Below are 14024 nucleotides of genomic sequence, written 5' to 3' on the forward strand. Positions count from 1 at the left end.
TCATACTCAAATTTTAACTGCTTCATGAAGTCTAAAAGAGTAAATATATGTTTCTTTAACAGGTATATGCGTCAATGTTTCTAAGGCCTCTTTATACATGCGCAATTGTAATGCATAGCGCTGTTTCAATTCCTCACCGGATCGAACGCGGTCTGTTTTATAATCAACCAATACCCATGCGCCATCTTCTAAAAAGACAGTATCAATAATCCCCTGTAAAAATAACTGTTCACCCTTTGGTACTTCTTTATAAACAGTCTGTGCTTCTAGGAGTAAACTGAAGGGCCATTCCCGCTCAACTCGCTGGGACTTAAGGAGTCGGCGTCCTAAGGAAGATGTAAAAAATCTGTACAAGCTCCCCACACCCAATACATGACGTTCTTCTTCAGTAAAATAACCTGCCAAAGTCAATGTATCTAAAGCTTCACTTAACGATTCTTTGGTATAGTCCTTCAAAGGCAACCATTGCATGGCTTCATGCATTAAAGTGCCCCATTGTACACCGCTTTGTAAGGCTGTCTCGGCTCGAAAAGAGGCTGGTGCTAAGCTAAATATTCCCAAGTCTACTTCGTTATCACTCGCAAGCTCTTCAACAGGCGTCGCTTCCGTATCAGTTGCCCTAAGAGACATTACTGTATTGTCTTCAGTAGACTGTGCCGCTACAATACGCTCTTCAGCATCCTGTGCCTCTACTGCAGTCCCTTGAGCATCCTGTGCCGCTACGGTAATCCCCTTACCATCCTGCACCGCATCAACAGTAAGGCTATTGGACGGTGCAGACGAATTTATTTCGCCCTTTTCTATTCCTTCTAAGCCAATAACTGGCAAGGAGTCTGCTAAAGGCTGGGCTTCCTCTTCCATTTCAGCAAAACGACGTTTCAATTCGCTAACAGAAATTTTGGCTGCCCGTTCTGTAGCCGCTTCATAAGGATAGGCAAAGTCAAAGCGCTTTGCTAGAAAATCTGGTAACGGTGACGCTTCAATAGGTGCTAACTGGCGAATCGCTGAAAGCATTTCACTTTCCTTAGCTCTATGAGTAAGGCGCTCTCTATATGCATTACCATCATGAACCGAGACGGCTACCTTACAAGATTTGTAAGGTAAATCCATGAGTCTCACTTCTTCAACGCCACTATGAACACGCAGTATATTACCTTCAATATGACGCCCCAAAGCCATTACAATCCAATCTAAATATGAATTGGCGCCTTGAATCAAAGCACTAGAGAATTTTTCATCATTGCATACGAGCGCAGGTGCTACTGTAGACTGACAAAAGGATTCTAATCCCTTAATATAGCCCGTAATAAAGAGTTTATCCCTAGCACGTGTAAGAGCTACATATAACACACGCTCTTCCTCAGCTTTCATAGCATGTGCCGCATGATCGCGCGCATAGAGCCATGGAAAGGTACCATAGAGCAATCGATAGTCTTCATAATAGCCTTTTAAACCAATGCCACTCTCACTGTCTAAAATCATGGATTTTCGCAAATCCATGTCATTGAATTTTTTATTCGTAGACATGAGAAATACCACCGGAAATTCGAGGCCTTTACTCTTATGAATGGTCATAATGCGCACCACATCATCGGCCTCACTCACCGTAGTGCCTTGCCCCAAGTCCTTGCCAGCAGCTTGCAAACTCTCTAAAAAGCGCAAGAAACGGAATAAGCCTCTAAAGCTGCCTGACTCATATTGCTTAGCCCTTGTATATAAGGCCATCACATTAGCCCTTCGCACTAGGCCATTCGGCATGGCACTGACATATTCCAAATAATTCATTTCTTCGTAAATAGTCCACAATAGTTCACTTACACTGTGACGCCGAGAATAGGTTCGCCACCGCTCTAAGCGCTCCACAAACACCTGCAAAGCCCTATTATCAGTCGATTTGGCATACTCAGGCAAAACACTCCACAAGGATCCCTCTCCAGTCAAACGAAGACGTCCTAATTCGTTCGCATCCATGCCTACAAAAGACGATGCTAGGACAATAGCCATAGAAAGATCCTGTTCTGGATTGTCAATAATCTGCAATAAAGCGAGAAGTAATTTTATTTCAATAGCACTAAAGTACCCACTCTTTGACTCCGCATAAGCGGGGATTTTTTTGGCTCGCAATGCTTCTACAATGCGATTCCCCTTCCCTTCTGTGGACCGCAGTAAAATTACAATATCGCGATACATCAAAGGTCTAAACGAACCATCTTTTTCTTCCACCACATAGTTACCAGCCATAAGCTGTTCAATCTTCTCTACAACAAAGGCAATTTCTTTGTCCTGATTATCGAGCTCATCCTTTTCGTCTGAAGATCCTTCACTACTACCATTAACTGGAGCCGCTGAAGAAAGACTAGACTGACTGGTATTCCCCTTACCATTAGAAGGGGATTGACTAGTCCCTACACCGGACTGGGCTTGACTAACCGCTGGACTAGACTTAGCTTGATTAGTTACTGCACTAGACGGCTCTGAATTAGACGCATCCTGTTCGTCAACTGCCGATTTGCCATCGCCCACATCCAGCACATGTAGCTCCACAGCACCGCCTACCCAATTAGATGGTGCGTCCTTTACTTTACGACCTGCATACAGCGCTTCCGCTTTGCCATAATCAAGCTCTGCGCCATCGGTCGTCATAATTTGACTAAATAAGAAATTAGTAAAATCTAGTATATTTTCATCAGATCTAAAATTTTTAGCCAAATCAATGCGGCGCTCTTCATCCTCTACATCATGACCAAAGGTATTATACTTATGCAAAAACAAACCTGGATTAGCCATGCGGAAGCGATAAATACTTTGCTTTACATCGCCCACATAAAAGCGATTGTCCTTACGGGATACCAAATTAACGATGGCTTCCTGTACGCCACTAGTATCCTGGTATTCATCTACCATAATTTCTTTGAATTGCTCTTGAAGTTCCAAAGCCACTTCAGAGGGTATCCACTGTCCGTCTTCATCCTTATCTCTTAGAATCTGTAAGCACAGGTGTTCCAAATCAGAAAAATCCACCATGCCTTCTTCTTTTTTCCGTTCTTGAAAGGCTTCCATAAATGCCTTCGTCAATTCAATGAGACCTTTTATATAAGGCAATTGTTGTTCCATTTGCCAAGCAAATTGCTCTTCAGTAATACCAAACGGTCCATGACTCATAGCCTTTAATTCATTTTGATTGAGTAAGCCCAACGCATGTGTTTTAGACACTGCTGCCGCACTAATGGCCCCTGTATGTAAGCCTTCTTTATATTTAGTGGTACGGAATTGCTTGTATTTATGAGCGGCTCCTAATGCTGCCGCTGCCACCATCTCATCCCAAGTAGTAGCCCCTTTTAAGGCTTCCACAATATATGCTACGGAACTAACATTTTCGTCCCAAGCATACGGTCCTTCTGGCAATGCAATGAGCTCTTTCATCTCTTCATAGCGCGCCTCTATAGTGGCAATTTGTTCCTGCTGCTTCTGCCAAAAATACTGGCCCCATATGGTGTCTTTAAGCGCCATATGAGCACTCTTTTCATAGAGCGCTAACCCCTTATTTAACCAACCTAAAGGGTCATCTTGGGCCATTACAAAACGATGTAAATCAAGAACCTGCTCCTTAACGCCTTCATCAGAACGCGTGGTGCCAAACATATCGGCTAAACCATAGATATGGTACAGATTATTCTCATAAGCCTCGATAAGAAGCTCATCTAATACTTCTGCTTTAATGAGCAATAATTCAGATTCATTACCAATGCGAAAGGACGGATCTAAATCAATACGATAAAAATAATTACTAATCACCCATTGGCAAAATGAGTGCAATGTTGAAATATGAGCTGACGGCAATAAACTAAGCTGTTCCTCTAAATAGGCATGACCTGTTTCACTAAATACTTCAGATAATTTAGCCCCTATTCTCGCTCTCATTTCAGCTGCTGCCGCCTTAGTAAAGGTAACAACTAGCAACTCCTGAATGGATAAAGGACGACTTGTATCTTGCAAACGCTGAATAATACGCTCTACGAGAACGGCCGTTTTACCTGACCCAGCAGCAGCGGCCACTAATAGCGTCTGCGCTGATCTAGAACCGGGCTTAGGTGAATCAATGGCCTGTTGTTGTTCGGGCGTCCACTTCATATACTTCATCTCCCTTCTCCATTTTTTCTAATGCTTCTTCTTCATTTAACTTACTTATATAGCGATAGGAATTACGTGTATTTTCAAAGCGGCATAAGCCTTTATATTGACAATAATTACAAGGAATGGCGTCATTGTAATTATACGGACTAATAGGGAAATGCCCCTCTAACATATGGGCCCCTGCACGGCTCATCACATCTTGCGCATATTGAGTCAACACATTAAATTGCTCCGTTGATTTTGTTAAATACATATCGCTGGCATAAATTGTGCCCTTACTGCTAATTCGAATCGGCACATATGGTGTTTTCTTGCCTTTAGTATTTTCTAAGGTATCATCAATTTTCATCAATATATCTAAATCATCCGTATAATAGCCTGTATTTCTTAAATCCCCTTTGTCTGCTGCAATCTGAGGAGCTGTGAGAGGACTCACTAAATCAGATGTAGTAATCCTAGGATTTTGCACAAAACTATATACTAAAGCTGCTGGCACTAAACCATTAGTTCGCTGCGCCTTTTCTAAGGCCAATAAATACGTTACTAATTGAAGTTTTAAACCATAATAAATTTCCGATGCACTGACCTTAATATTCCCTGTCTTATAATCCACCACCAGACCATAGGTATGCTGTCCATCAGACCACTCATCAACGCGGTCTAACTGCCCTTGTAAGCGAATATAATTCGCCCCACCTAGAGGAATCATAACGGGCGGCCAACTATTGGTACCACTACCAAAGTTCTGCTCTAAGTATTTCGTATCAAATGCGCTCTTTTGTGACCAGTCACGAAGTCGTGCCACCGTACGCCGCAGTGTATCTTCCAGGCGTTGCCGCAGAACAAGTTCATAAATATTGCCATCTTCCCCTAATTTTACCTCCTCTGCTATTTCATCAATAACAGCTTTACACAAGGCCGCTTCATCCAGTTCAGGTATGTGACGCCACTGTTTTTGTTCACGCAATAAGCGCTGTCCCAAAACCCGCAAGCTTTCATGGAGGAACGTCCCGATTTCAGGCGCGCCAAACTGTTTTACTGGCCGCTCTTCTAAACGCAAGCCATATTGCGCGTAAAAAGCAAAGGGACATTTCTGATAGCGTTCAATTCGTGTAACCGAACCACTTAATGCATCATTTCTAAAAAGCAAAGCCTCCACAATAGACCGCTGCACAATTGGCACGGCATTCGAATCTAAGGATCCTCGAGTGGCAATGCGTAGTGCATCACCATAAGGACTTGACCTAGTCCACTCATAGAGACTGCGCCAAATAGGCTGTAACGCCTCACCATGTGCCAAAGGAGCCATCTGATTAGCTAATAGGCTCAAACTCTGCGTTGGCCGCCATAAATAAGGCCACACCGCTTCATCACCAGCTTCACTAGGAAGTGTAAGAGGCACCTCTTCACCTTTACCTATATATCCTAATTGTTGCCAACGCTTTAGGGGCAAGGATAACTCCAAGGCGCCCCCTTCATCTTCGTCCCCTTCTGAGGACTTAGCACAGGATAGGTATAATGTATGACGCGCTCTCGTGCAGGCCAAGTACAGCAAAAAGTTTTCATTAAAAGCACGCACTAAAGCCCCTTCAGCTAAAATAACACCAGCCTTACGCAAGTCTACGCGCTCTGAGTCATTTAACAAGCCTTCGTCACCCATGTGTTGAGGAAATACGCCATCATTTAAGCCCATGAGAAATACAATATCATGCTCCCTAGTATAGCCACGTTCGATAGTAGTTACTGTTACATGATCTAAACTTGGCGGCACTAAGGAATAGGTAACTTCTTCAATGCCTTCTTCTAAAAGAAGTTCAATTTCCTGTATGGTCAATTCATCTGGTAATTGCAAAGTCATAATTTCATCAAAAAGACTGATTACCTGCTTGTACATCTGCTCATGAGCAGCGGCTTCTTCCATCTGACCATTCTCACGAGCTAGTTCAGTCCACGTATATAGATGGGCTGGCACACCTACAGCTAGTAGCACCTGGTAGAGCATGTCACACCATGCCTGCCCAGTGTGTGCTGTTTTAGCAAAATCCCACAGGGGCCGTAATTCCTGCATGATGAGTTCACGACTCGCATTGACCCGTTCACAGCGCTCCACTTCACCTGGTAAAGGCTGACGAGTGACCGGTTCTTCTCCAGAAACCGCCTCACTACCCATTAAGCGCTGGTAACGCATATAATCCCAATGATCTTTTAACCACATAAACTCGCGAATGCCGAATTCTAAACAATAATTTTCTAGTTCGTCAATATCACTACGCGAGAGTCCCCAAAAATCTGTTTTTAATAGTCTAAATAAGGTGTCATGATTGAAGTTACGACGCACCACTTCCAATAGCCCTAATAAAAATTCCCCTAAAGGATGACTCACCATGGGGCGTGTTCTATCAGAAAAATAGGGAATTCCATAGCGTTTCAAGGCCTTTTCTAAGGCATCACCATAGGTCTCAGATTCACGCAACATAATGGCCATATCACGCCAGCGGCGATGGGGTGCTTCCATTTCAGCCAATATCTTACGACATACTGCATCAGCCTCTCGCTCCCGATTATAGGCCACCATAAAAGGCAATGTCTGATCAGATTGATTCCCCTTCATCGATACATTAAAATAACCTGATTCAAGAGCCTTAATAGCAGGATTTTCAAAGCGTTGCGGCGTCTCAAATGTTCGTATGAGTAATTTATTCCCATATTCTTTACTTAGATCTTCAAAAATAGAATAAGGACGGCCAAAAAGGCGTAGTTTTTCTGGACCCACACCTAATTTTGCTAACTCTGGCGGCAAGGTTAAGGTAATAATACTATCTGCTGCCAAATCTACTAAAGTATATACTAACTCCATCTGCAAAGGCGTAAACCAATGAAATCCATCAATTATAACATGGCTCTCCGTGAGCAAAGGACTGAGGGGTAAATCTTCAATGAGCTCCGTCATCTGATCTTTTCTATCCCCGATAGTTTCGCTGGCCAATTCTTTATAAGCATCCATAAGATGTGCCAGTTCTTTTAACTTGCGCTGTAAAACAATAGAATCCACCGCTTCAGCACCAGCACGCAAGGCCTCACCATCTACTTTGAAGGAGTTGCATTCGGTCAATAATTGCTGCACAATATCAGCAAAATGAGGCTGCTTTGCCACTTGCCCTAACAGCTCTAGCGAACCTCCTTGACGCTTCATAATAAGACGCAACAACAGCTTTTGTCCCACATCGGATAATCCTATTTCGCGCACTTTTCCTAAGGATTGAAAGACCTGATACGCTAAACGATTAAACCCTACTACACGAACCGTTGTAAACCCTCGTTCAGGCATAAATTCGGCCAAGCGCCGTTCTGTTACATAAGTAGCTGGCTCTGGTACCAGCAATATAATAGGCTCGCCTGGTTTCGTGGCAATCAATTCTTTAATATGTTCAAAACAAGCCTCTGTTTTCCCCGTGCCAGCTCGTCCTAGATACACTGAAATCGACATAATAACTCCTAATTAAGCATTCCTAACTTTCTAATCATATAATTACATCTATTATAGCATTTATACATTTCTTCTTTTATAACATTTCTTCTATAACATTTCTTCCTATTATCTTTTCCCTATCAAACTTCTTCTACATCGCTTCTGTTATATTTCGTCTATTACCCTCAACATGGACAAACAAACGTTACAGCTTAGGCTCCCCATTATAGATCAAAAATAGATTGTTCTTTGATAAAATTATTATTTACTACCTTCTAACTTCATTAGTGAAACCGGTTTATTTAAGTAGAAGCTCTTATGTATATATTAAAATAACAAACTGTTACAAAAATGTATATTTACTATAAAAATTTAGAAAGTATAACTTAATACGCCTTATAATACCGCACTAAAACGAATTATACTTATTATCACTTTTTTATATATTACCTATTAATTTTTACAACGCAAAATGAATTGACATTTTAAACCTAGCGTTTTAGTATATATAAATCAAGTATGTAAAAATTTTCAATGAGGAGGATTTCCGATTATGTTTAATGCAATAGGTGAAAAATTAGAAGAGAAAGCAATGATCAATTTTTTGCAACGCTTCGACGCCAATCCATTTAAAGTGAAATTCCAAGATAATGAGTATATAATCGGCGAAGGCACTCCCTCATTTACTGTTAATATGAAGGAACCAATCCCTGTTAGTAAGTTAATGAGCAGTACCTCTATCGCCCTTGGCGAAGCCTATATGGACGGCACCTTAGATATTGAAGGGGACTTATATGATGCCCTTAATCATTTCTTAGGACAAATGGACCAATTTGCTACCACAGGTGATGTACTCAACAAATTAACTCACAATCCGCTTACAAAAAAGCACCAAGCAGAAGAAGTGCAAAGCCATTATGATATTGGCAATGACTTCTACTCTTTATGGCTCGATGACACGATGCAATACTCTTGTGCCTATTTTGAGCACCCTACCGATACTTTATACGAAGCACAAATGCATAAAATTGATCGCATTTTAAAAAAGCTTTATTTAAAAGAAGGTCTTCGCCTGCTCGATATTGGCTGTGGCTGGGGCTTTCTTCTTATCGAAGCAGCTAAAAAATATAAAATTAAAGGCACGGGCATCACCCTAAGTCATGAACAATATGAAAAGTTTCAACAACGTATCAAAGATAATCATCTCGAAGACTATCTTGAAGTGCGACTCATGGATTACCGTGATTTACCAAAGTCAGGGCTTGAATTTGACCGTGTTGTCAGTGTAGGCATGGTAGAACATGTAGGCCGTCAGAACTATCAACTCTTCAATGATTGTGTCGATTCAGTCCTCGTCAAAGGTGGCGTGTTCTTGCTCCATTTCATCAGTGGCATGGATGAAAAACCTGGTGATGCGTGGATGAGCAAATATATCTTCCCCGGTGGCATGCTACCTAGCCTTCGTGAAATGGTTGCAGATATGACAGAAGATAATTTCCATGTACTCGATGTGGAAAATCTCCGCAATCACTACAATCTAACCTTGCTCGCATGGGATAAAAACTTCCGTGCCCAACTGCCTAAAATCCGCGAAACCTTTGACGAACGCTTTATCCGCATGTGGGATCTATATCTAAACGGCTGCGCCGCCGCATTTTACAATGGCATGATGGACCTACATCAAATCTTAGCCACCAAAGGCATTAATAATGACTTACCTATCACACGTTGGTATTAACTATCAACTCATCACGTGTAGGCGCTAATTAGCAATGAAAACGTAAATTTACAGTGAGAACGTAAATTTATAGTAATAATATAAATTAAACAGGCTATCAAAGAGGTATGAACTGCTGCTTCTTCTCATTAGAATCCTTGCATCTAATCCTAAGAAACAACAGCCTACATACTCTTTGATAGCCTATTTTTATAATAAGGCCCACAACGCCGCCACAATTAAGGTAGGCAACATATTAGCAATCCGTATTTTCTTGTCCCACAATAAATTTACCCCTACAAGAAATATCATAAGCGAGCCCGTAAGAGAAATATTACTTAAAGCCTGTTCAGTAAGCCAAGGTGCAATAAATACAGCTAATAAAGTGACGGCCCCTTGCACAAAACCTACAGGGATGGCCGAATATATACAGCCCTTACCCATGGTAGTGGTCATAATCATTACGACAATACCATCCATCATAGCCTTTGCCAATAGAATTGACGGATCACCTGATGCATCTTGAATAGAGCCAATAATAGCCATTGCGCCAATGCACACCATGAAGGACGTAGTTAAAAATCCTTCTATAAAACCTCCATCGCCTTCATTTTTGCTCTTTACCTTGAGCCAAGTACCAAATTGTTCTAACCTCTTATCTAAATCTAATAGTTCCCCCTTAACAGTGCCAATAATAAAGGTAACAACAAGCATCATAATATGATTAGCCACAAAATGACCCTCTACAAATGCTAAGGATTCTTTAATAGCCCCTATAAAACCAATGAACAAAATACATACACTCATGGCTGCCATCAAGGTCTCTAGCAAGCGTGCTTTCAGATAGTTACGTGCCATAAGACCAATAAAGCCCCCTATAACAATAACTACCATATTTATGACCGTCCCCATACCAGGAACACCTTGAAACTGCATCATATACTTCGCCTCTTCTCTTTTCTCTATACATTCTTGCGGTTTTATACTATCATAAACACCATATATCGCTTTTCATCGCTTTGACAGTATAACTAGCCGCTCTCGCCCTAATGAAGGCTGGTACCATTCTCTCATGTAGCTAATTATAGCATAAAAAAGATATAAAAAGACCCCTACGCTCTAGGTATATCCTAGTTCAGTAGGGGTTTTAATACTTCCAACAAGTATCAGTCAAAAGTATAAGATATGGCGGAGGATTAGGGATTCGAACCCTAGCGACGGTAACCCGCCCTAACGATTTAGCAAACCGTCCTCTTCAGCCTCTTGAGTAATCCTCCATATTATGAAATTTTTCTCTATCACAAGAGTTAAATTACTAGAGTAGTATACCATTTAAATAAGAATTTTGTCAAGAATTACCGATTAAAATTTTACTAGCCACTGTTTTATTCCTTTTATCTTTTTCAGTCCACCATATCCAATACATATACAATTATATATAATAATAGTAAGGAGGGGCGTTCGTATGACTAATAAACAACTCGTATACTTTTTCTTTGATGACTCAGGTATTTTTCATAGCTCCAATCCTTCCGGCTATTTTGTATACGCAGGGTATATATTTTTTAGTAAATCTGAAAAAGACTCTGCCCGCCGCCAATATCAATCGCTAAACAAAAAAATCCGAAACAGCCTCCATAGACAGGATGAATTAAAAGCCTGTTCCTTGCGCAATACACATAGACGAGCCCTTTTAAATGTATTAAAAAAATATGAACGGCTCGCCCTCGTTGTCACGTTACACAATGTGCATTCCCATATTATAGAGGACAAATACGCTCGTGTACGCTATAAGGACTTTATACTCAAGCAGCTCATTAAAGAAAAAGTAAAACTACTCATTGCTCAGGGTAAACTAGATCCTAATCTAGACACGCAACTTATAATTAATATTGATGAACAGTCTAACGCCAGCAGTGGTATTTACGATTTAAAAACCGCTATCATAGAAGAATTTCGCCATGGCATTTCCAATTGGAACTACAATGCCTTCATGCCACCTATATTTACAGGGGAATTACTAGTGGATATTAAATATTGTCATTCTGACCATGAATATCTAATACAAGCTGCTGATATTTTAGCCAATTATATACATCATCAAAGTAAAAATAATCTTCCCATAAAGAAAATTTTTACCCTACACTTTCCCCAAATAGAGTACAACAACACGTCAACCTAGATATAAAATAGTAAAAAGAAAATTTTTATACCCGTTGCCAGACCTCATCCTCTATGTTACTATTATGTTACAGACAATATGTACTGTTCACATGTAACTGCGATGCGAAGCATTAAGTGTACTTTTTAGTGCACCGTACTACATGGAGCCCCTCCTAGATTTAGGCTTAAGGCCTAATCTGGAGGGGCTTTTTGTATACTACTTCTATTTAACTTCAAGTTGTATCATCATACCATTTTCTTCATGTTCTAAAATATGGCAATGAACCATGAAAATGCCTGGTTTCGTGAATTTTACTTTAAGTCGTACTGTTTCACTAGGGCTTACTAATATGGTGTCTTTTAAGCCCTGTTCACTTGGTGATACAGGCTTACCATTACGTGTTAACACTTCAAATTGAACTCCATGTATATGGAATGGATGAATCATGCCCATCATAGCATTATCAGCATTGGTAATATCCCAAATTTCCGTGCTACCTAATTTACTTGTTAAATCAACACGATCCATGGAGAATTTCTTACCATTAATAGTAACTGCTTCGGCCATACCAGACATGACTACATGTTTGTCTGCTTTTTGTTCATTAATAGACGCTACATTAGATTGTAAGTCTTTATATGTTTCAAAGTTCATATGCCAAGTAGGAATCGGTTCTACTGGGGCATTAGCAAAATTGGCACCCGCTCTAAATTGAAGCACTGTAACTGCCCCATCTTGAGTTACCAAGCTAGGGAGTTCACCTTTATACTGAGAGAAATCAATTAATAATTCTGCCCGTTCCCCTGGTACAAGCGTCACTTTGCGTTGTGATACAGGCGTATTTAACAGTCCTCCATCAACAGCAATTTTTGTAAAACGACTGCCATCACTTAAAGCAACTGTGTAATTACGAGCATTCGAGCCATTAAGAAGACGTACGCGAACTAATTTACGATTCACTTCAAAGTACGGATTAATTGTGCCGTTAACAACCAAGGTATCTCCATAAACACCATCAGCATTATATGCTTGGTCATAATCCCATTGATTTGTATCTGTAAACGTTCTGTCTTGAAGAACTACCGGAATATCATTGACACCATATTCCTGTGGTAATCCCAAATCAGCTTGCTTATCATCATTGATAATTATAAGACCAGCTAAGCCCTTATATACTTGACTTGCCGTACTCCCCATATTGTGGGGATGATACCAAGCCATCCCAGCCCCTTGTTGAACAGTAAATTCAATTGAACCAGTTCCACCATTAGCCTTGATTGGATAATGTGGGCCCCCGTCTACATCGGAACGAACTACGAGACCATGCCAATGAAAGGTTGTATCTTCTGGTAAATTATTTTGTAAATTAATTCGAACCTTTTCGTTCGTTTTCATAAGTAATACAGGTCCTAGCACATCGCCGTTGTAACCATAAGTAGCCGTAACGGCACCTTCTTTAATTGCACTATGACCACTTTGAGCCGTCACATTATACACCACACGGCCACTTTCATCAGCTTCCCCTTTTAGTACCGGTGGCAAAGCTAAAGGCCGTGCTGCTTGCGCAATAGCCTTAAATGGTACTACATCATCTACTCCATGACGCATCATGTGATGCCCATTAGAAGAGCCCATTTGATGTCCCATGGAATTGCCCATATAATGACTCATGGACCCCTCCATACTATGATTCATAGACATATCCATACCATGATTCATGGACATATCCATGTGATGCATTCCAGACTGGCCCATACTTTGGTGCATTTCTTCCATATGGTGAGCCATACCGGCTTCCATCATAGAATGCATATCTCGATCCATGTCAGGATGCATGCCTTGGCCCATTTTATGATGCATGCCCTCACCCATATCATGTTGCATCTCTTGAATCATATCTTGTTGCATTCCTTGATGCATAGAACTCATACTTTGATTGGCATATGCATGTCCCGTATATATGCTGCTTGTTAAAATAGTAGCTACTAACAATGCGGTGCGAAAATTTTTTCTAGATTGATTCTTTAATAGCTTCATATTATATCCTCCAAGTCATTTATAACTACAATCTAATTACAAACCCCATTTATTTTGTACAAATTTTACATAATGTACTGTTAACTAATTTGTTTTCCTATAATACCCAACTAGAGTATCCTATCCTAAGCTCTCCCCTATACTATCATCTCATAGCACTTTACTCAATAAGGGGGTATATAGTAACGAATTGTATCCCCTAACTAGCTAATCCAATATCCTCTGACCATACCATAAGAGCATAAAACAACACAGTAAAATTCACAAAATAAAATGTAAGTTCTATACAAATATAACGCTAGATCAAGTGCTACTTAATCTAGGGTTATATTTCGTGTATAGTGTACAACTTAAAATTGCTATTATACAGGATCTATGGCAATCCAAAAGTCTCTTTTCTTTTTCTCTATTTGCTACACACCTGTTTCAACAACCGGTGTAGCGCTCGTAGTATATACACCTTTAACCTAATGCTGACGGTTTATTTAGACTCTTGATTGTCA

The 14024-nt window shown here is 40.6% G+C and carries 6 protein-coding genes and 1 tRNA gene; 2 read left to right on the plus strand and 5 right to left on the minus strand.

What is annotated here, in order from left to right:
• Positions 1-6: 6 nt before the first annotated feature.
• Together Q0376_RS01705 and Q0376_RS01710 are read right to left on the minus strand one after the other, a co-directional pair.
• On the minus strand, positions 7-4131 hold the full coding sequence (locus tag Q0376_RS01705; protein WP_298703399.1) for a UvrD-helicase domain-containing protein: 4125 nt from the start codon (positions 4129-4131) through the stop codon (positions 7-9).
• Positions 4097-7621, minus strand: coding sequence for a PD-(D/E)XK nuclease family protein (locus Q0376_RS01710; RefSeq protein ID WP_298703402.1), 3525 nt, complete (start codon positions 7619-7621; stop codon positions 4097-4099). Before Q0376_RS01710 ends, Q0376_RS01705 begins: the two co-directional genes overlap by 35 nt.
• A gap of 535 nt (positions 7622-8156) precedes the next feature.
• On the opposite strand from Q0376_RS01710, the gene Q0376_RS01715 reads away from it, so the two are divergent.
• Positions 8157-9341: a cyclopropane-fatty-acyl-phospholipid synthase family protein gene (locus Q0376_RS01715; RefSeq protein WP_298703404.1), complete on the plus strand. Its 1185-nt coding sequence runs from the start codon at positions 8157-8159 to the stop codon at positions 9339-9341.
• A 189-nt stretch (positions 9342-9530) separates the two neighbouring features.
• On the opposite strand, the gene Q0376_RS01720 is transcribed toward Q0376_RS01715, so the two are convergent.
• Together Q0376_RS01720 and Q0376_RS01725 are read right to left on the minus strand one after the other, a co-directional pair.
• Positions 9531-10259 (minus strand): DUF554 domain-containing protein, encoded by a 729-nt coding sequence (locus tag Q0376_RS01720; RefSeq protein WP_298703406.1) that lies wholly within the window; start codon positions 10257-10259, stop codon positions 9531-9533.
• 247 nt (positions 10260-10506) lie between these two features.
• Positions 10507-10597 (minus strand) — tRNA-Ser (locus Q0376_RS01725).
• Between the two features lie 188 nt (positions 10598-10785).
• Between Q0376_RS01725 and Q0376_RS01730 the strand changes: the two genes are divergently transcribed.
• The gene (locus tag Q0376_RS01730) at positions 10786-11502 is read left to right on the plus strand and encodes a DUF3800 domain-containing protein (protein WP_298703408.1); all 717 of its coding nucleotides are present in this window, start codon (positions 10786-10788) and stop codon (positions 11500-11502) included.
• Positions 11503-11706: 204 nt separating this feature from the next.
• Here the strand turns inward: Q0376_RS01730 and Q0376_RS01735 are convergent, their stop codons facing one another.
• Positions 11707-13521: a multicopper oxidase family protein gene (locus Q0376_RS01735; RefSeq protein ID WP_298703410.1), complete on the minus strand. Its 1815-nt coding sequence runs from the start codon at positions 13519-13521 to the stop codon at positions 11707-11709.
• Between the last annotated feature and the right edge of the window lie 503 nt (positions 13522-14024).

This window comes from uncultured Veillonella sp. (genome assembly GCF_937981445.1).
Lineage (GTDB): Bacteria > Bacillota > Negativicutes > Veillonellales > Veillonellaceae > Veillonella_A.